Below are 19053 nucleotides of genomic sequence, written 5' to 3' on the forward strand. Positions count from 1 at the left end.
GCCGGCCTGCATCCCAGTCCAGAACACCTGGAGAAGATCCGGTCTCACAAAGATCGAGTAGCCCGTCATATCAACACCCATCTACTAAGTGTTGCAATCACCGCAAGAACCCAAGGACCCCCGTCTGGGCACCTGAGCCCATCGAGTGAGAGAGAAAGCACATGAAAGCATCGTATGCAGGACTGTTCGCCGGCCTGACCCTGGGTATCGTCGCCATCCTTGAGGGATTCCTGGCGTTCCTCGGAGTCGCCTTCCTGGGCGGTCTGGGCCTCTTCGTGGGGCTGGTCATCGAAGGTCGGGTGGATCTGAATCGCCTGACCGGGGCAGAACGGTCCCGGCGGTGAGCGTGGCAGCTGACACTCGTGGACGCCTGATCGTCAAGGACGCCGCGGTGCAGAAGACCGCGGCACACATCGCAGGCCAGCTCAACGGAGTCTCCGCCACCGAGCGGATGACCTTCGCCGGCTTCGGCCTCGGCTCGGGCCCGCGTGCGCGACCCAAGACCGAGGTCGAGATCACCGGCGGGGTCGCCAACATCACCGTGCATCTGGCGCTGCCCTACCCGGCACCGCTGGAACAGCTCACCGACGACGCCCGACGCCACATCGGCGCCGAGGTGCAGCGGCTGACCGGGGTCAGCGTGGGCTGGGTGGATGTGCGGATCGACCAGCTGCTGGTGGGAACCGGGGAAAGGACTCTGCAATGAGCAGCCCGAAGATTCGACGCCGTCCTGACCGGCGCATCCCGGCCCTGATCGTGGCGACGGTGATCGTCGTCCTCGGCGCACTGGGCCTGTGGTGGTCGCTGGCCGCCGTGACCGCGCAGCAGCCCCTCGCTGGCTTGGACGGCGTGGAGGGTCTCACCTGGGGTGCCGTGCCGGTCGTGGCACTGGCCGTGCTGGCCGGGCTGATCGGCCTGGTGCTGCTGGTGCTCGCACTGAAGCCGGGCCGCGCCTCGGTGGTCGAGATGAAGCTGGACGAGTTCGGCCCCCGCCGCACCACAGTGATCACGACTCGCGGGCTCGGCCGCATCGCGGCGGCAGAGGCGGACCGCACCGACGGGACCGTCTCCTCGCGGGTGGACGCCAGGCCTGGACGTGTCCAGGTCGGTGTCGGCACGGTGGCTCCCAGCGGCCGAGAGGTGCAGCAGGTGCTCGCAGGCCGGATCCAGGAGCGGTACACCGGCCTCGGCCTGCGCCACAGCCCCCGGGTCACGGTGCGCACCACGAAGAAGGAGAAGCGATGATCGCCGTATCGAGAGCGCCCAACAGGGCCCTGCTGTTCCTGATCGGTCTGGTGCTGCTGCTGGTCGGCGCGGCCGTGGCGGCCACGGCCGCCGGCCTGCTGAGCCAGCTTCTTGGCCAGTGGGACCAGGCGCCTGCGCCCGGTGACTCCCTCGGCGCCGCGGATGCGCTGCCCGCCTGGCTGCCAGGCGCGGTGCTCGCCGCCAGCGCGCTTCTTGTCCTGCTGGGCCTGTGGTGGATCGTCACCGCCGTCCCCCGGACGGACCGAGCCGGAGAGTTCCAGCTGCACACCGACGGTCGAGACGGGGTGACCCGGCTCAACACCACGGTGCTCCAGCGTGCCATCGGCGAATCCGCCGAGATGGTGCCCGGCGTGGTCTCCACCACCGTGCGCCTGGAGGGCACCGCGAAGTCGCCGGGGCTGCTGATGAAGGTGGAGATCGACGAGCGCAGCGACATCCGCGACTCGGTGGAGCAGATCCACCGACGGACCTGCGCAGAGGTGGAGGAGTCCCTGCAGGCCCAGCTCAGCGCCGTGCGGCTGATCGTGGAACCGGTCCGGCACTCCAGCCGGTCGCAGGATGCTGAAGTCGACATCGCCTGAACACCAGGCGAAGCGTCAGGCCGCAGGTCTTCACGGGCAGCGTCCGGCGCAACCAAGACCCCCCACTGTGGGAAACCAGATGGATCAAGCGAAGGGAATCTGAATCATGAGTGTTGGAGACAAGATCAGCAACGCAGCAGAGAAGGCCGCCGGCGCGGCCAAGGAGACCGTGGGGAAGGCCACCGGTGACCGCGAGACCCAGGCCGAGGGTGCCGCGCAGAAGAAGCAGGCCGAGATGAAACAGGCAGGGGAGAAGACCAAGGACGCCGCCAAGGACCTCCGGGACGGCTTCACCGGCTGAGCACCTCCGCTGGCCCCGGGGATCCCGGGGCCAGCGGGCTGATCATGACTCTAGACGCGCACGCGAGAGCATCTCGAGGAGCGCAGCGCGGCATCCCTGAGGATGGCCCTGATTGCGGCGGCCCACCGCTCCACCGCCCTGATCGTTGAGGACTTGCTTGATGACTGACCCTGCCCTCGCAGGACGGGAGACCCTTGCGTCCTCGATCGTGGAGGACCTCGCGAACCTCCCCGGCATAGCCAGACTGGCACCCAGCTTCCGCGAGGCGCTCACCGCCGCCACCAAAGAGTTCTTCGGCTCCGAGGACGCCGAGGCCACCGTGGTCGACATCGTCGCCCAGGGGTCCGAGGTGCTGATCTTCATCGACATGTATACCGATGGCTCACGCGCTGCAGGGGACATCGTCGACGACGTCTACGACCGGGTGCACCGGCTGCTGACTGCCGAACAGCGAGACTCCACGACCTTGAAGATGCGGATTCTCGGAATCACCCGCGATCACTGAGCCCAGGGAGCCTGCTTGCGGCTCAGCGGAGCCCGTTCTCGCTGAGCCAGTCCTCGGCGATGCCTGGAATGTTCTCACCGTCGGTGGCGCGCTGATTCATGGTCATGAGGTCCTCGGTGCTCAGCTCGGCCGAGACGGCGTCGAGCGCCTCCGTGACCTCTTCCGTGGCGGCCTCCTCGGAGAGGATCGGCAGGATGTTCTCCGCGGCGAAGAGCGACTGGTCATCTTCGAGGACCACGAGCTCGTTCTCCTCGACCTGAGGATCGGTGCTGAAGAGGTTGGCCACGTCGATCTGCCCGCTGGTGACTGCGGTCAGCGTCAGCGGTCCGCCCGCGTCGAGGACCTGGAAGTCCTGGAATTCAAGTCCGTAGACGTCCTGCAGCCCGACCACGCCGTTGTACCGGTCGATCCACTCGGGCGGACCGCCCAGGACGAGCTCCTCAGCGTGCGGCTCGAGGTCCGAGAAGGTCTCCAGTCCGTACTCCTCGGCGGTCTCCTGCGTGAGCGCGAGGACGTTGCGGTTCTGCGCCTCGGCGGCGTCGAGGCCTACCAGGCCGCGCTCCGGGAGGAGCTCCTGGAGTGCGGCGAGCACGTCCTCGGTCTCGGTGGCCTCGGATTCGGCGTCCAGGTGCATCATGAGCGCCCCGGCGTAGTCCGGGACCAGATCGATGGAGCCATCCTGGACCGCTTCGATATAGACCTCGCGGCTGCCGATGTTGAAGTTCTCAGACACCTCGATCCCGGCGTCCTGCAGCGCGAGCGAGTAGATGTTCGCGATCAGCTGGCTCTCCGGGAAGTCCGCCGAACCGATGGTGACGGCGCCCGATTCGGAGGCGTCACCGCCGGCGGCGGCGTCGTCGTTCTCCAGGGGATCTCCGCCGCAGGCGGACAGGGTCAGCAGGCCGGCTGCTGCCACAGCGGCGGAGGTCAGGGTCAGTCGTCTCAAGGGTTCTCCTGTGCGGGTGTTGTTGTCGGGGGAGTGGAGGCTGGGGTGTGGGGTGTGGGTGCTGGGATGGGTGGTTTGTTGGACGCGTGGATGGAGGCCTCGGTGTCGGGGCTGGCGCTCAGGTCGCTGGCGCGGCGCTCGCGGGGACCTTCACGCGCCGCTCGGAGCGGCGCAGCCCCGGAGAGATCGTCAGGCGCCCGGCGAGCAGGAACGCCAGCTCCAGGACGAGCGCGACGACGGCGACGAGCGCAGCGCCGGCCGCCATCTGGCCGAAGTCGTTGTTCGCGCGACCATCGATGATGTACCGGCCCAGCCCGTTGAGTGAGACATAGGCGGCCACGGTGGCGGTGGAGACGATCTGCAGCATGGCGCCGCGGACCCCCGAGATCATCAGCGGCAGCGCGCAGGGGAGCTGGACTCGGGTCAGCACCTGCATCGGGGTGTAGCCGAGTCCGGTGGCGGCGTCCACGGCGCTGCGATCTGCGGTCTGGATCCCGGTGTAGGTCCCGGTGAGGATCGAGGGGATGGCCAGCAGCACCAGGACCAGGATCGCCGGCGCGGTGAACACCAGCGAGCTGCTGAACAGCGGGGCGGCGAGCATCACCACCACGATCAGCAGACCCAGGGTCGGGAGCGCGCGCAGCGCATTCGCCATCCCCGCCACGACGGCCTCGCCGCGTCCGGTGTGCCCCACGTAGATCCCCAGCGGGACGGCGATCACGAGCGCCAGGCCGAGCGCGATGAGCGAGTAGAGCAGGTGATACCCGATCCGGACCGGGATGCCCGTGCTGCCGCTCCAGTTCCCCGGATCCGCGAAGAACTCGATGAGTCCGCTCATGCCAGGACCCCCTTGCCGGACCGCACCGCGGCTGGCCGCCAGGGGGTCAGCGTCCGGGAGAGCCCGAGGATCAGCAGGTCCAGGACCACGGCGATCAGCAGACACAGGATGATGCCGGTGAGGATCGGGGTCATCAGGCCCAGCGAGTAGCCCTGGGTGAAGAGCGAACCGAGCTGCTGGACGCCGATGATCGCGGCCATGGTGACGATGCTGATGTTCGAGACCACGGCAACCCGCAGTCCGGCCAGGATCACCGGCACCGCGACCGGAAGCTGCACCCGGGTGAAGCGTTGGAAGGCGCGATACCCCATCGCCTCGGCGGCCTCCACCGTCTCGCGGGGCACCGCGGCGAGGCCGTCGGCGACCACCCGGACCATCAGGGCCAGGGTGTAGATGGTCAGGGCGATGACCACATTGATCGGGTCCAGGATCCGGGTGCCGATCACTCCGGGCAGCAGGACGAAGAAGGCCAGTGAGGGAATGGTGTAGAACAGCCCCGAGGTGCCGACGATCAGACCGTAGAGTCGCGGGACCTGGTGGGCCCACCAGCCCAGCGGCAGCGCCAGGGCCAGCCCCACCACGGTGGGGATCAGCGTGAGCCAGAGGTGCGCGAGCGTCAGCTCCAGGATCCAGGAGAGGTTGGAGCTGAGCCAGGTGAGGTTCACGACGCGGCCCGGGCGGCGGCGGCGGCACCCTTGGCGCGGCGGATGGCTGCGACGACGTCGTCGGTGGTGACCACGCCGAGCAGGGCGCCCTCGGCGTCGGTGACGATCCCGTCCCCGTTGGGACTCGAGAGGGCGGCGTCGAGGAAATCACGCAGCGGCGCGCCGAGCGAGGCGGTGGAGCCGGCGTGGTTGATCGCGGAGTCCTGCAGCGCGGCGCCCACCTCGTCGCGGTGCGCCCAGCCGATCGGACGACGCTGGGCGTCGAGGGCGACGAGCCACCCGTCCGGGCGGAAGCGCAGCGTCTGGGCGGCATCGCCGAGCACCGCAGACGCCGTCTGCAGGATCGGAGTGTGTTCATCGGCCCCGGTGAAGCCGAGCGACCGGTATCCGCGTGAGCGGCCCACGAAGTTCGCGACGAACGCGTCGGCCGGGTCCCGGAGCAGCACCTCCGGTGACGCGACCTGGGCGAGGTGACCGCCCTGGCGCAGCACCGCGATCTGATCACCGAGGATGAGCGCCTCATCGATGTCGTGGGTGACCAAGACGATGGTCTTGCCGATGCGCTCCTGGAGCCGGAGGAACTCCTGCTGCAGCTGGGCCCGGACGATCGGGTCCACCGCGCTGAAGGGTTCATCCATCAGCAGGAACGGCGGGTCGGTGGCCAGGGCCCGGGCGACTCCCACGCGCTGCTGCTGGCCGCCGGAGAGCTGCCAGGGGTACCTGTTTGCCAGCGACTCATGAAGGCCCACCAGCTCGAGCAGCTCCATGGCCCGTTCTCGTGCCTGGGACTTCTTGGTCCCGAGCAGCCGGGGGAGTGCCCCGACGTTGTCGAGTACGGTGCGGTGCGGGAAGAGCCCGGCGTTCTGGATCACGTAGCCGATCCGACGGCGCAGCTCGACCTTGTCGATCCCGGATGTGTCCTCGCCGTCCATGGTGATGCTTCCCGAGGTGGGATCGATCAACCGGTTGATCATCCGCATCGAGGTGGTCTTCCCGCAGCCGCTGGGCCCGACCAGCACGGTGATCTCGCCCTGCGGAGCCTCGAGGCTCAGGTTGTCGACGGCCACGGTGCCGTCCGGGTAGGTTTTCGACACCTGGTCGAAGACGATCATCCGGGTTCTCCTTGTCTCCTCCGAGCCCAAGGGGCACCGGACGATCGTTCCTGACCTGCGATCAGACACCCTGGTTCCGGGGTGCAGGCCTTGCTCAGCAGTCTCGGCGTCGAGGCGAGGCTGGGCTCAGGAGCCGTAGCGATTGGTCAGCAGCACGCCGCCGCCGTCGACGCCCTTGGCGCCTTGGACGAAGTCCAGGCCGGCGTCGGCCACGCGGGACTCCTCGGGGCGGTAGGCGCTGACCTCGCCCATCACCCAGGCGGTCTGGCCCGAGGCGTTGAGGTGAGCCACGGCGTCCTCGGCCTTCTCTGCCGAGACCACCGCGACCATGCCCACGCCGAGGTTCAGCGTGCGCTCCAGATCGGCCTGCGGGACCGAGCCCAGTCGGGCGATCAGTGAGAACACGGCAGGCCAGGACCAGGTGGAACGGTCCACGGTGGCCATCAGCCCGGCGGGCAGCACGCGCGCCAGGTTCGCGGCGAGCCCACCGCCGGTGACGTGGCTGAACCCGCGCACCGGGGCCTCGGGGGAGATCTTTCCCTCGGCCGGGTCGCCGTTGAGCGCGGTGACCAGGTCCAGGCAGGGGGTGGTGTAGAGCCGGGTGGGTTCCAGCAGCTCCTGGCCCAGCGTGCGGCCGAACTCCTCGACCTCGCGCTCGTAGCCCCAGCCTGCGGAGGAGACCACGCGGCGGACCAACGAGTAGCCGTTGGAGTGGATGCCGGAGGAGGCCATGCCGATGATCACGTCTCCGGCGCGGACCCGCTCCGGGCCCAGCACGGCGGAGGCGTCCACGACGCCGGTGGCTGCGCCCGCGACGTCGTACTCATCTTCGGCCAGCAGCCCGGGGTGCTCGGCGGTCTCCCCGCCGATCAGCGCGGTGCCGGTCTCGGCGGCGGCCTTGGCGATCCCGGAGACCACCGCGGCGATCCGGGCGGGCTCCACCTTGCCGGTGGCGATGTAGTCGGTCATGAACAGCGGCTTCGCGCCCATGACCACGATGTCATCGACCACCATGCCCACCAGGTCGAAGCCGATGGTGTCGTGGATGTCCATCGCCTGGGCGATGGCCACCTTGGTGCCGACCCCGTCGGTGGAGGTGGCCAGCAGCGGCCGAGGCAGCCGTTTGAGCTCGGAGGCGTCGTAGAGCCCGGCGAAGCCGCCCACGCCGCCGAGCACCGCCGGGGTGTGCGTGGCCTCGATATGGGCCTTCATCAGCTCCACGGCGCGGTCACCGGCCTCGACGTCGACTCCGGCGGAGGCATAGGTGATCGGAGCGCCGGATCCGGTCTCGGCGCTGGTGTTCTCAGAAGTCACTTCTTGGCCTCCGCGAGGGGGATCTCGTCGATTTCGAATTCGGCATCGGGTCCTGGGTCGCAGCCGCCGCCAGGGTTCTGTGTGGAACCGGCGTCTGTGGCCGAGGGCGTCTCCAGCAGCATCTTCCCGCGGCGGCTCTCCGGCGGCAGCTTGATCGGGTAGACCCCGGAGAAGCAGGCGGTGCACAGGGTGGAGCGGGGCTGCTTCGTGGCGGCGATCATCCCGTCCTCGGAGATGTAGGCCAGCGAGTCGGCCCCCACCGCCTGGGTGATCTCGTCCATGGTGGCGCCGTTGGCGATCAGCTCGGCCCTGGAGGCGAAGTCGATGCCGTAGAAGCAGGGCCATTTCACCGGCGGGGAGGAGATCTTCACATGGATCTCGGCCGCGCCGGCCTCCTTGAGCATCCGCACGATCGCACGCTGGGTGTTGCCGCGCACGATCGAGTCATCCACGACCACCACGCGCTTGCCGCGGACCACATGGTCCTGGACGTTGAGCTTGAGCCGGATCCCGAGCTGGCGCAGGGTCTGCGAGGGCTCGATGAAGGTCCGACCGACGTAGGCGTTCTTGATGAACCCCTGCGCGAACGGCAGCCCGGAGGCCTCGGCGTAGCCCACCGCCGCCGGGGTTCCGGATTCTGGGACCGGGATCACGATGTCGGCGTCGTGGGTGTCCTCGCGGGCCAGCTGGCGGCCCATCTCGACCCGGGACTCATAGACCGAGCGGCCGTTGATGTTGGCGTCCGGGCGGGCCAGGTAGACGTATTCGAAGACGCAGCGCGAGGGGGTGGCGGCGGCGAAGCGGTGCGAGCGCACGCCGTCGGAGTCGATGGCGATCAGCTCGCCGGGCTCGATCTCGCGGATCACCGAGGCGCCCACGGTGGCCAGCGCCGACTGCTCCGAGGCGACCACCCAGCCGCTGGCGAGGCGTCCCAGCACCAGCGGGCGCACACCGTGCGGATCCCGGGCGGCGTAGAGCGTGTTCTCATTCATGAACACCAGGCAGAACGCGCCCTCCAGGGTGGGCAGCAGCGCCATCGCCTGAGCTTCGAGGCTGTCTCCGGGCTGTTCCTTCAGCAGCGCCGTCACCAGCGCGGTGTCGGTGGTGTTGCCCTGGTTGAGCTCGCCGAAGTCGGCGCGTCCGTGGCGTTCGATGATCCGGTCGCGCAGGTCTGCGGAGTTCGTCAGGTTGCCGTTGTGGCCCAGTGCCACGGTGCCGTGCGGGGTGTCCCCGAGAGTGGGCTGGGCGTTGGACCACTGGCTGGCCCCGGTGGTGGAGTAACGGCAGTGCCCGACGGCGATGTGCCCGGTCAGCGAGTTCAGCGTGGACTCGTCGAAGACCTGGGAGACCAGGCCGAGGTCCTTATAGACCCGGATGCTGTTGCCGTCGGAGGCGGCGATCCCGGCTGACTCCTGGCCGCGGTGCTGCAGCGCGTAGAGCCCGTAGTAGGCCAGTTTGGAGACTTCCTCCCCGGGCGCCCAGACGCCGAAGACGCCGCATTCGTCCTGCGGCAGCGGGTCCTCGTCGAGGAGATTGAAGTTCAGCCGACCATCATTCCGGGTCATGCGCAGGAGTCCTCTCTGCAGAGTCGAGCTTCTGCAGGTCATAAGTGCGGGTGCGCTTCCGCGAGCGCCAGTCGATGAACAGCCAGGTCACGGCGCCCAAGGCGAGGCCGGGCATGGCGAAGGCGACGGTGAGATATCCCAGCGAACCGCCGAACGAGTAGTCATCCGCCGGTCCGGTGACCAGCACCACGACGACGGCGGCCAGCACGGCCGCGAGCACACCTGCGATGAGGAAGGGGCTCAGTCTGGGAGTGGGACGAACGGTCACCTGCCGAGGCTCCGACTCGCCGGGCTGCTCGCGTGAAGACATATCCCCCATGCTACCGGCCCAGCCTGGGTGCCGGGCACCTGCGAGCTGGAGACCGGGATGATGGGTGGCAGCGGCGGGGCCGGAGAGGGTTCACCGGCGGGGCGGCAACAGCGGCAGCAGCGCCGAGAGGTCCGCGCGGGTGCCGGAGGCGGAGATTCGCCCGGCGGCGCTGGCGCTGGACCAGCCGGTGGCCCCGGTGGCGAGCTCCAGCCAGTCCTGCGGGGCGAGTTCGACCACGTTGGGCGGGGTGCCCCGGGAGTGGTTGGGTCCCTCGATGCACTGGGTCACCCCGAAGGGCGGGACCCGGACCTCCACGGAGTTCCCCGGGGCCAGCTCGGCGAGCTCCTCGAGGCAGTACCGCACGGCAGTGGCCACGGTCCGGCGCTCGGAGTCTCCTGACTCCCACGCGCGGACCGCGGCCCTGCCGTCTTCGACGCTGATGCGACGTCGTGCCATGCTCAGCGGCTCATCATCCGGCGATCTTGACCAGACGCTTGTTGACGAACTCGGCCATGCCGTAGGGGCCCAGCTCGCGGCCCACGCCGGAGCGCTTCACCCCGCCGAAGGGCAGCTCGGCGGAGGTGCCTGGGGGCTGGTTCACGAAGACCATGCCGGTCTGGATCTGCTCGCCCACGCGCTGGGCACGCGCTTCGTCTGTGGAGTAGACCGAGGCGGAGAGGCCGTACTGGGTGTCGTTGGCCAGCCGCACGGCTTCTTCCTCGTTCGCGACCTTATAGACCATGGCCACGGGTCCGAAGAGCTCCTCGCCGTAGGCGCGCATCTCGGGGGTGATGTCGGTCAGCAGCGTCGGCTGGTACCAGGCGCCGCCGCGCTCATCGAAGTCGCCGCCCATGTGCAGGGTCGCGCCCTGCTTCACGGTGTCCTGGACCTGCTCGTGCAGATCCTCAGCCGCCGAGACCGAGGACATCGGACCGACGAAGGAGTCTTCCGACATCGGATCGCGCAGCTCGATCTTGCCGAGCGAGTCGCGGAACTGCTCCATGAACTCGTCATAGAACTCCTCGAGCACGATCACGCGCTTGGCGGCGTTGCAGGCCTGCCCGGCGTTGGCCATCCGGCCGGAGACCGCGCCCTTGACTGCCTGGGGAAGGATCTCGCGGTCGAGCACGAGCAGCGGATCATTGCCGCCGAGCTCGAGGACGACCTTCTTGAGGTTCTCACCCGCGGTGGCGGCGACCTTGGTGCCGGCCCGCTCGGAGCCGGTCAGCGAGACGCCCTGGACGCGCGGGTCCGGGATGACGATCTCCGCGATCTGCTGGCTGGAGACGTACACGTTGGTGTAGGCGTTCTCCGGGAAGCCGGCATCGTGGAAGATCTGCTCGATGGCCGCTGCGGACTCGGGGCACTGGGAGGCGTGCTTGAGCAGGATCGTGTTGCCGATCATCAGGTTCGGCGCGGCGAAGCGGGCGACCTGGTAGTACGGGAAGTTCCAGGGCATGATGCCCAGCAGCACGCCGAAGGGCTCGCTCTGCATGAAGGCGCGTCCGTCGGGAGCGTCGGTGATCTCCTCGTCCTTCAGGAACTCTGCACCGTGATCGGCGTAGTAGTTGAAGATCGAGATGACGATGTCGAGCTCGGAGCGGGCCTGCTTGATCGGCTTGCCCATCTCACGGGTGATGATCTCCGCGAGCTTGTCCTTGCGCTCCTCGTAGAGGTCGGCCGCACGGCGCAGCAGGTTGGCGCGCTCGGAGAGCTCGGACTTGGACCAGGTCGTGAAGGTCTCGGCCGTGCGGTCCAAGGACTCGCGCAGCTGGTCGTCGGTGAGGGTGGCGAACTCCGCCTCGACCTCACCGGTGGCTGGGTTGGTGACTTTGTAGTCGGCCATAGGAATCTGTGCCTCGCTTTTCAGTGGTCGATAGGTGACCTGGCCGCCGGCGCGGCGGACTCCATCGACGGTATGGCTCCGCGCGGTGCGGCACAAGCCGATCGGGCGCTGAGCGGGGTTGTTCACCACTGCGCGAAACCGGACCGCGCTGGGGAATAAAAACGGCGTGCAGCGCACCTGTGCCGCGGGACCCCTGCGGCAGCGGCGTCGGGATTGGAACCGGGGTTCAGAGGCGTTCGAGCAGCGTCGGGGCCAGCCGGATGCTGCCCACCTGCTCTTCGCCGAGCCCACCGGTGATCGGCTTGACGATCTTGCGCAGCACCGGGCCCAGGGCGTCGAGCTCGATCACGCCGCGGGCTGCGAGCATGCTCAGCGCCACCAGGTTCGTGGCGCGGGAGGACCCGTCGAGGACCTTGACCGCGACGGCGGTCCCGTCCGGTGCCCCGATCACCAGGACGCCCTCGGCGCCGAGCTTCGCGGTCAGGCCCAGCTCTTCGAGCACCAGGGTGTTGGCCTCCCCGCGGCCATGCACCGCCCACGGGTAGTCCAGCATCGCCTGGTTCACCGTGAACGCGTGGACCTCGGCGTCGCGGCGCGAGGTGGCGGCGGCGAGCTTGGAGAATCCACGGGCCAGCCCGGTCAGCGAGAGCGCCGGGGCGGGCGCGCCGCAGCCGTCGACCCCGACCTCGGTGGGCACCTCGCCGCAGTACTCGGTGATCACCTCCATGATCACCTTCTGCAGCGGGTGGGAGCGCTCGAGGTAGGTGTTGAGCCGCCAGCCGTTGGTGCGGGTCGCGGCCAGGAACGCGGCATGTTTGCCGGAGCAGTTGAAGGCCAGCGGGGTCTCGGTCTTGCCGGCCTCCAGGTGGACCCGCAGGTCCTGGTGGCGGGCGGGCCAGGCCGCCGGGCACTTCAGCGCCGAGGCGTCGAGGCCCTCGGCGGCGAGGACGCTCGCGGCGAGCTCCTGATGCTTGCGCGAGCCCACGTGGGACCCGCAGGCCAGGGCCACCGCTTCCGGGGAGATCAGCGCGCCGGAGCGCAGCGAGGCGATGGCCTGGAACGGCTTCAGCGTGGAGCGCGGGAACATCAGCCGCTCGGGAGCGCCGATGGACTCCAGCACCGCCCCGTCGGGCCCGACCAGCACCGCGGAGCCGATATGCCGGGACTCCGCGACGCCGGCGCGGGTCACCACGGCCAGTTCGGCGGACTCCGCCACCGAGGCAGGCTCCAGACCCTGCAGCGCAGAGGTTCCTGCAGGGGTTCCGGCGGAGCCTTCGGGGGTGGACGGCACCGAGGGTGCAACGGGTGAGCGGCGCGCATCAGTCATGGCCTCAGTCTACGGAGTGTGGGCCCCACGCAGCCGGAGCGGACCTGCGCCCGTGTGCCGTTCGATAGGCTGAGCGACGTGAAGGTACTTGTAGTCGGCCCGGGAGGCCGCGAGCACGCCATCGTCCGAGCACTGCTGCGCGATGAAGCAGTCACCACCGTGGAGGCCGCGCCGGGCAATGCCGGCATTGCGGCGCAGGTCCGCTGCCACAGCCTCGACGCCCAGGACGGGGCCGAGGTGGCCGCGCTCGCGGTCACCGGAGGCTTCGACCTGGTGGTCATCGGCCCCGAGGCGCCGCTGGCCGCCGGGGTGGCCGACGCCGTCCGGGCCGCCGGGATCCCGGCCTTCGGGCCCTCCGCCGCCGCCGCGCGGCTGGAGGCCTCCAAGGCCTTCGCCAAGGAGATCATGGCCGCCGCCGAGGTGCCCACCGCCGGAGCGGTGCATGTCACCGACCTCGCCGCCGCGGCCTCCGCGGTGGACCGGTTCGGCGCGCCCTACGTCATCAAGGACGACGGTCTCGCCGCCGGCAAGGGTGTGGTGGTCACCGAGGACCGCGCCGAGGCGCTGGCCCACGCCGAGGCCTGCTTCGCCGCCGGGGGCTCCGTGGTGATCGAGGAGTTCCTCGACGGCCCCGAGGTCTCGCTCTTCGTGCTCTCCGACGGGGTGAACCTGGTGCCGCTGTCCCCGGCGCAGGACTTCAAACGGATCTTCAACGACGACGCCGGCCCCAACACCGGCGGCATGGGCGCCTACACCCCGCTGGACTGGTTGGAGGGCTACACCGAGACCGACGCCGCCGGCGTCCAGCGCGACTTCGTGCAGATCGTGGTGGACACCGTCGCCGCCCCGACCCTGGCCGAGATGTCTCGCCGCGGGACCCCCTTCGTGGGGGTGCTCTACTGCGGCCTGGCCGTCACCTCCCGCGGCGTGCGGGTCATCGAGTTCAACGCCCGCTTCGGCGACCCGGAGACCCAGGCGGTGCTCGAGCGACTCGCCACCCCGCTGGGTCGGCTGCTGCTGGACTGCTCCACCGGCTCGCTCGGCCCGGCGCGCTCCCTGGAGTGGGCGCAGGGCTACGCCGCCGACGTCGTGCTGGCCGCCGAGAACTACCCGGAGTCCCCGCGCAAGGGCGATCTGATCAGCGGCACCGCGGAGGCCGAGAGCCTCGAGGGTGTGGCCGTGCTGCATGCCGGCACCGCAGTCGATGAGCAGGGCCGGCTGACCACGGCCGGCGGGCGAGTGCTCGCCGTCGTCGGGACCGGGGCGTCGCTGGCCGACGCCGTGGACCGCGCCTACGCTGGAGTGCAGAAGATCAGCTGGACGGGCGCGCAGCACCGCACCGACATCGCCGCGAAGGCGCTCGCCGGAGAGATCCAGCTCGGCGGCGCCTCCCGCGGGTCAACGACGCGCGAACCAGCGCGCCCGGTCGAGACCGGGTCCGAGACCGGGTCCGTGGCCGAGGCCGGGTCGGTGGCCGAGGCCGCGTCCGAGCAGGAGCTCCCCGGCTGGGTGCACCTGTCCTCCGGGAAGGTCCGCGACCTCTACCGGCCCGCCCCCGGATCGCCCTGGGCCGGACAGGACGTGGTCCTGATGGTCGCCAGCGACCGGATCAGCGCCTATGACCACGTGCTCTCCACGCCCATCCCGGACAAGGGGATCATCCTGACCCAGCTGAGCCTGTGGTGGTTCGACCAGCTCGAGGCCGCAGGGATCTCTCACCATGTGGTCTCGGTGGAGGTCCCCGAGGCCGTCGCCGGACGCGCGATGATCTGCCGAGACCTGCAGATGATCCCGGCCGAATGCATCGCCCGCGGCTACCTCACCGGGTCCGGGCTCGCCGAGTATCGGCAGAACGGCACCGTGACCGGGCTTCTGCTGCCCGAGGGCCTCACCGACGGTTCGAAGCTGCCGGAGCCGATCTTCACCCCCTCCTCGAAGGCCGCCCAGGGCGACCACGACGAGAACATCAGCTTCGAGACGCTCACCGAGAACGTCGGCGCCCCGGTGGCGGGGCAGCTGCGCGAGGCGACCCTGCGGATCTACGTCTTGGCCGAGGAGATCTGCCGCGAGGCTGGAGTGATCCTGGCCGACACCAAGCTCGAGTTCGGCTTCGACCCGGGCGGGGCGCTCACCGTGGCCGATGAGGTGCTCACCCCGGACTCCTCACGCTTCTGGCCCGCGGAGAGCTGGGAGCCCGGCGCGGCGCAGCCCTCCTTCGACAAGCAGTTCGTCCGGGACTGGCTGACCTCGGATGAGTCCGGATGGGACCGGAGCTCGAACCAGGCCCCGCCGGCGCTGCCGCAGCAGGTCACCGAGGCCACCCGCCAGCGTTATCTGGACGCCTATCAGCGGATCACCGGGACCGAGCTGCTCCTCTGACCCGCCGAGCCGCGTTCAGCGGTCGGTGCACTGTCCGGTGGAGACCGTCTCGGAGTAGCGGTCCGGGTCGGTCAGCACCGACCCGGCCTGGTCCGCGGTGATCGCGAAGCCGACGTCGCTGCCCTCCACGGCGCGCGCGAAGACGACCCCGGCCACGTCCCCGGACTGATCGATCAGCGGTCCGCCGGAGTTGCCCTGCCGGACATCGGCGCTGAGCTGGAAGATCTCCAGCGTGTTCGGGGAGCTGCCGTAGATGTTGTTGACCTGTGAGACGTCGCGCGCCTGGACCACCGCGCTGCCCGCGGAGAACGGCCCCCCGGCCGGGTAGCCCATCACGTAGCCGGAGTCCCCGACGTCGATCCCCTGGCTGATCTGCAGCGGCGCCACATCCAGCCCGTCCACGGCGATCAGAGCCAGGTCGGAGGCCGGATCGAAGTGCACGGCACGACCGGTGAGCACCTCACCATCCGGCATCTCCACCGCGGGCTCGGCCACCCCGGCGATGACATGGGCGTTGGTCACCACTCGGGTGGGGGAGACCGCGAAGCCCGAGCCTGACTGGGACTGTCCGCACTGTTCGGCGACTCCGGTGATCCGGCCCACCGAGGCGGCGGAGGCGAGACCCGCCTCGTTGAGCTCCTGGTTCTCGGGCAGCTCCGCAGGTTCGGGCACCAGCTGAGCGATCTCCGGAATATCAGAGTCCAGCACCGCGGTGCGGACCTGGGCGAACCAGGACTCCGCCTGATCCGGGACTGCGGAGTCGATGGTGCTCAGCACGGTGGACTGCTTCATCGCCTGGTTCACTGCGGGGAAGCCCATGGCCGAGACGGAGAAGGACAGCAGCGCGATCACGAACACGGCGACCACCACGTTGACCAGCCCGCCGATCAGCGAGCTGATTCCGCGCACGGCACGGGAGTTGAACATCCGCTGGATCTCGGCCCCGGCGGCGGAGCCCAGCCCGTGGCCGGCGGTCACCAGCACGACGACGGCGGCGAGCACCGCGATCACCCGCCAGAGCGGATCAGGCACCCAGGACGAGACCAGCGGGACCGCGAAGAAGGCCGCGGTGGCGCCGACCAGGAAGCCGAAGACCCCGCCCAGGGTGGCCCAGACGCCCTTGCGCAGGCCGGCCAGGAGGAAGCCGAGCAGCACCACCACCAAGATCACGTCGAGTAGGGTGATTCCCATCGGGGGCGGACTCCTTATGGTTCAGGTGGCTCGGGCTGTTTCAGGTGACTCTGGCTCTTGCCCAGGATCGCGGCAGACAGATGTGGCTCGGAGCGGCGGTTCGGGACTGCTGCACCGGGGCCGCTGCGCCGAGCTTCGGGCCGCACGGATCGGTCCCCAAAGAATGACATAGAATCCTTAGCCGCTTGCTGAACGTTTCCGCACGTCGAGGCGAACTGGTAACTTCTAAGCAACGAGACTCTGTTATCTCACACATCCAGGAAGAACGGATCGCCCATGGACCTTGAAGTACTGCGCCGCGCACCGCTGTTCGCCACGCTCGACGACGACGTCTTCAGCGCCCTCATCAAAGAGCTCGATGAGGTTGACCTTTCCCGCGGGTCATCGGTCTTCCACGAGGGTGACCAGGGGGATCAGCTCTACTTCATCATCTCCGGGAAGATCAAGCTGGGACGCACCACCCCGGACGGCCGGGAGAACCTGCTGGCCGTGCTCGGCCCGGGTGAGATCTTCGGTGAGATGGCGCTGTTCAACCCCGCGCCCCGCACCGCCACCGCCACCGCGGTGTCCGAGACTCGACTCGCCGGTCTGCGCCACGACAGCCTGCGCAACGTGATCACCACCAACCCCGAGGTCTCGGTCCAGCTGCTGCAGGCCCTGGCCAAGCGGCTGACCCGGACCAACGAGTCCCTCGCGGACCTCGTCTTCTCCGACGTGCCCGGCCGCGTGGCCAAGGCGCTGCTGGACCTGGCCGACCGCTTCGGTCGTCCGGCTCCGGACGGCGTGCTGGTGGCGCACGAGCTCACCCAGGAGGAGCTGGCCCAGCTGGTCGGTGCCTCCCGCGAGACCGTGAACAAGGCACTGGCCGAGTTCGTCCAGCGCGGCTGGCTGCGCCTGGAGGCGCGCGCCGTGGTGATCCTGGACATCCAGCGGATCCGCCAGCGCTCGCGCTGAACTGAGCCCGCTGGTCTCACCCAGCGTCGAGCCCAGACATAGCTGGCTGAAGACACAGAAGGAGCGCCCGGCACTATGCCGGGCGCTCCTTCTGTATCTGGCTGTATCGAGCTGTGTCTGGCTGTATCTGACGGTGTCTGCGGTGGGCCCGGGGGCTATTCCCCGGTGACCCGCGAGGGCGGATAGAACCGCAGGAACTTGCGCACCAGCGAGGCCTGCGCGGCCAGCAGCAGCGCCACGCGGCGCGGGCTGCGGTCCGCCGCATAGAAGAACGGGTTCCGCCTGCCGCCAGAGCGGAGGATTCGGGCGATCCGGCGTCGTCGTTCCGGGTCCGAGACGTAGCGGCTGGCCAGCCAGCCCGGCAGCACGGTGTAGACCGTCTCGGCCTGGTCCTCCACGCGGGTCGTATCGCCGTCGGCGGAGAGCTCACCGCGGATGAAGTCCCGCACGTAGTACTCCACCGGGTTGTTGCCGGCCCCGGTGATGTAGTAGCTCGAGCGGCCCAGACGCGGGTTGAGCTCGAAGAACTTGGTCTTGCCGTCGCGCGGATCGTACTTCAGGTCGAAGTTCGCGTAGCCCACCCAGTCCAGCTCGGTGAGCAGCTTCTGTGCCTGATCCACGGCTTCTGAGTTCTTCGTCGTGAGGATCACCGAGGGGTTGCCCAGCGCGGCGGGGGAGTGATCCTCCACCACGGTCTCGCCCCAGGAGGCGAACCGGATTCTCGAGTTCTGATCGGCATAGCAGGTCAGCACCCGCATGTTCTGGTCGTCGCCGGGAACCTCCTCCTGCACCACGAAGCTGGCCCGGTATCCGGCGGCATGGACCTTGCCGAAGAGCTCGGCGAGCTCCTCCGGGGTCTGCACCCGGTGGACCTTGTGCTTGCCCTCGAACTCGGTCCAGTACCAGGCGGTCACATCGGCTGGCTTCGCCCAGACCGGGAAGCTGAGCTCCAGCGGGAGCTGGGTGTCCAGATCGGCGTCGAAGTCCACCACCCGGGTGACCGGATGGTCCACGCCGAGCTTCTCGGCCAGCGCGGTGAAGTTGTCCTTCACGGTCGCGGCGTCGAACCGAGCCCGGTCGACATAGGGGACGACGACGTCCTCGCCCAGGTCCTCCGGGTGGGTCTCGCGCAGCTCGATGATCGCCTGCACCGTGGAGTCGATGGCGCCCAGCAGCAGGATCGGGATGCACTGATCCCGCAGTCGCCGGATCGGGGCGAGGTTCAGCCCGGTGCGCACATGCTCCATCACCGTGCCGTTCTCGATCTCAAGATGGGTGATGATCTTCGAATGCTTGATCATCCACATCTGGTGCTTCGAGAGCACCAGTGAGGTGATGCCATAGGCCTCATGGAAGGCCCGGGCCGCGCCATAGGCGCCGGCGTCGCCGCCGATGATCACCGGGGCGAAGCCGACCTGCGCCCAGGCGCGCTCCTGCTCCTGCCACCGCGGATCCTGGGTCAGGACCTGGGGTGCCTCAGCGGACATGGGCGATGAGGTCGACTTCCACCGGGGTGTCCAGCGGCAGCACCGTCACGCCGACGGCGCTGCGCGCGTGCTGTCCTGCCTCGCCGAAGGCCGCGCCGAGCAGCTCCGAGGCGCCGTTGAGCACCTTGGGCTGACCGGTGAAGCTCGGCGCCGAGGCGACGAAGCCGCCCACCTTGGCGATCCGGGTGATCCGGTCGAGATCACCCACGGCCGCCTTCAGCGCGCCGATGCAGTTGAGCGCGCACTGCCGCGCGAGCTCGTAGGCCTGCTCCTGCGTCACCTCGGCGCCGACCTTGCCGGTCATCGGCAGCGCGCCATCGACGAAGGGCAGCTGGCCGGAGACATAGACGACGCCGTCGGCGATGACCGCCGGCTGATAGGAGGCCACCGGGGGAACGACATCGGGAACGCTCAGGCCGAGCTCGGCCAGGCGCGCTTCAACAGCGGAGATCTGCTCAGCCATGTG

The 19053-nt window shown here is 69.2% G+C and carries 21 protein-coding genes; 8 read left to right on the plus strand and 13 right to left on the minus strand.

What is annotated here, in order from left to right; all coding sequences use genetic code 11:
• Nucleotides 1-161: 161 nt before the first annotated feature.
• From I2487_RS15040 to I2487_RS15065, 6 genes are all read left to right on the plus strand, one after another.
• A complete protein-coding gene (locus I2487_RS15040) occupies nucleotides 162-344 on the plus strand; it encodes a hypothetical protein (protein ID WP_207172634.1) in 183 nt (60 codons plus the stop codon).
• Nucleotides 341-706, plus strand: coding sequence for an Asp23/Gls24 family envelope stress response protein (locus tag I2487_RS15045; RefSeq protein ID WP_207172635.1), 366 nt, complete (start codon nucleotides 341-343; stop codon nucleotides 704-706). Before I2487_RS15040 ends, I2487_RS15045 begins: the two co-directional genes overlap by 4 nt.
• A complete protein-coding gene (locus I2487_RS15050) occupies nucleotides 703-1245 on the plus strand; it encodes a DUF6286 domain-containing protein (RefSeq protein WP_207172636.1) in 543 nt (180 codons plus the stop codon). The genes I2487_RS15045 and I2487_RS15050 overlap by 4 nt, the downstream gene beginning before the upstream one ends.
• Nucleotides 1242-1847 (plus strand): hypothetical protein, encoded by a 606-nt coding sequence (locus I2487_RS15055; protein WP_207172637.1) that lies wholly within the window; start codon nucleotides 1242-1244, stop codon nucleotides 1845-1847. The genes I2487_RS15050 and I2487_RS15055 overlap by 4 nt, the downstream gene beginning before the upstream one ends.
• A gap of 106 nt (nucleotides 1848-1953) precedes the next feature.
• Nucleotides 1954-2148, plus strand: coding sequence for a CsbD family protein (locus I2487_RS15060; RefSeq protein WP_207172638.1), 195 nt, complete (start codon nucleotides 1954-1956; stop codon nucleotides 2146-2148).
• Between the two features lie 160 nt (nucleotides 2149-2308).
• Nucleotides 2309-2653: a hypothetical protein gene (locus I2487_RS15065; protein WP_207172639.1), complete on the plus strand. Its 345-nt coding sequence runs from the start codon at nucleotides 2309-2311 to the stop codon at nucleotides 2651-2653.
• Between the two features lie 22 nt (nucleotides 2654-2675).
• Here I2487_RS15065 and I2487_RS15070 read toward each other — a convergent pair whose 3' ends face one another.
• The 10 genes from I2487_RS15070 to I2487_RS15115 form a co-directional block, all read right to left on the minus strand.
• Complete coding sequence (locus I2487_RS15070; protein WP_207172640.1) at nucleotides 2676-3599, minus strand: ABC transporter substrate-binding protein; 924 nt, start codon at nucleotides 3597-3599, stop codon at nucleotides 2676-2678.
• A gap of 118 nt (nucleotides 3600-3717) precedes the next feature.
• Nucleotides 3718-4437: an ABC transporter permease gene (locus I2487_RS15075; protein ID WP_207172642.1), complete on the minus strand. Its 720-nt coding sequence runs from the start codon at nucleotides 4435-4437 to the stop codon at nucleotides 3718-3720.
• Nucleotides 4434-5102 (minus strand): ABC transporter permease subunit, encoded by a 669-nt coding sequence (locus tag I2487_RS15080; RefSeq protein WP_207172644.1) that lies wholly within the window; start codon nucleotides 5100-5102, stop codon nucleotides 4434-4436. Before I2487_RS15080 ends, I2487_RS15075 begins: the two co-directional genes overlap by 4 nt.
• Nucleotides 5099-6214, minus strand: coding sequence for an ABC transporter ATP-binding protein (locus tag I2487_RS15085; protein ID WP_207172646.1), 1116 nt, complete (start codon nucleotides 6212-6214; stop codon nucleotides 5099-5101). The genes I2487_RS15080 and I2487_RS15085 overlap by 4 nt, the downstream gene beginning before the upstream one ends.
• 126 nt (nucleotides 6215-6340) lie before the next feature.
• A complete protein-coding gene (gene purM, locus I2487_RS15090; RefSeq protein ID WP_207172648.1) occupies nucleotides 6341-7528 on the minus strand; it encodes a phosphoribosylformylglycinamidine cyclo-ligase in 1188 nt (395 codons plus the stop codon).
• Nucleotides 7525-9093 carry an amidophosphoribosyltransferase gene (gene purF / locus I2487_RS15095; RefSeq protein WP_207172650.1) on the minus strand — a complete coding sequence of 523 codons (1569 nt, stop codon included), beginning with the start codon at nucleotides 9091-9093 and terminating at the stop codon, nucleotides 7525-7527. The genes purM and purF overlap by 4 nt, the downstream gene beginning before the upstream one ends.
• Entirely contained in the window at nucleotides 9080-9403 is a 324-nt protein-coding gene (locus tag I2487_RS15100) for a hypothetical protein (RefSeq protein WP_207172652.1), read from the minus strand. The genes purF and I2487_RS15100 overlap by 14 nt, the downstream gene beginning before the upstream one ends.
• Nucleotides 9404-9493: 90 nt before the next feature.
• Nucleotides 9494-9859: a sterol carrier family protein gene (locus I2487_RS15105; RefSeq protein ID WP_207172655.1), complete on the minus strand. Its 366-nt coding sequence runs from the start codon at nucleotides 9857-9859 to the stop codon at nucleotides 9494-9496.
• 13 nt (nucleotides 9860-9872) lie between these two features.
• Nucleotides 9873-11249: an NAD-dependent succinate-semialdehyde dehydrogenase gene (locus tag I2487_RS15110; protein WP_207172656.1), complete on the minus strand. Its 1377-nt coding sequence runs from the start codon at nucleotides 11247-11249 to the stop codon at nucleotides 9873-9875.
• A gap of 226 nt (nucleotides 11250-11475) precedes the next feature.
• Nucleotides 11476-12576: an asparaginase gene (locus I2487_RS15115; protein ID WP_207172658.1), complete on the minus strand. Its 1101-nt coding sequence runs from the start codon at nucleotides 12574-12576 to the stop codon at nucleotides 11476-11478.
• Nucleotides 12577-12654: 78 nt separating this feature from the next.
• Between I2487_RS15115 and purD the strand changes: the two genes are divergently transcribed.
• Nucleotides 12655-14955: a phosphoribosylamine--glycine ligase gene (purD, locus tag I2487_RS15120; RefSeq protein WP_207172660.1), complete on the plus strand. Its 2301-nt coding sequence runs from the start codon at nucleotides 12655-12657 to the stop codon at nucleotides 14953-14955.
• A gap of 15 nt (nucleotides 14956-14970) precedes the next feature.
• On the opposite strand, the gene I2487_RS15125 is transcribed toward purD, so the two are convergent.
• Nucleotides 14971-16146 (minus strand): MarP family serine protease, encoded by a 1176-nt coding sequence (locus tag I2487_RS15125; RefSeq protein WP_207172663.1) that lies wholly within the window; start codon nucleotides 16144-16146, stop codon nucleotides 14971-14973.
• Between the two features lie 276 nt (nucleotides 16147-16422).
• Between I2487_RS15125 and I2487_RS15130 the strand changes: the two genes are divergently transcribed.
• Nucleotides 16423-17100 (plus strand): Crp/Fnr family transcriptional regulator, encoded by a 678-nt coding sequence (locus I2487_RS15130; RefSeq protein ID WP_207172664.1) that lies wholly within the window; start codon nucleotides 16423-16425, stop codon nucleotides 17098-17100.
• Between the two features lie 155 nt (nucleotides 17101-17255).
• On the opposite strand, the gene I2487_RS15135 is transcribed toward I2487_RS15130, so the two are convergent.
• Together I2487_RS15135 and I2487_RS15140 are read right to left on the minus strand one after the other, a co-directional pair.
• Nucleotides 17256-18587 carry a carboxylate--amine ligase gene (locus tag I2487_RS15135; RefSeq protein WP_255546513.1) on the minus strand — a complete coding sequence of 444 codons (1332 nt, stop codon included), beginning with the start codon at nucleotides 18585-18587 and terminating at the stop codon, nucleotides 17256-17258.
• The gene (locus I2487_RS15140) at nucleotides 18577-19050 is read right to left on the minus strand and encodes a RidA family protein (protein ID WP_207172666.1); all 474 of its coding nucleotides are present in this window, start codon (nucleotides 19048-19050) and stop codon (nucleotides 18577-18579) included. The genes I2487_RS15135 and I2487_RS15140 overlap by 11 nt, the downstream gene beginning before the upstream one ends.
• Between the last annotated feature and the right edge of the window lie 3 nt (nucleotides 19051-19053).

Origin of the sequence: Nesterenkonia sp. E16_10 (assembly GCF_017347085.1) — a bacterium.
Classification (GTDB): Bacteria; Actinomycetota; Actinomycetes; order Actinomycetales; family Micrococcaceae; genus Nesterenkonia.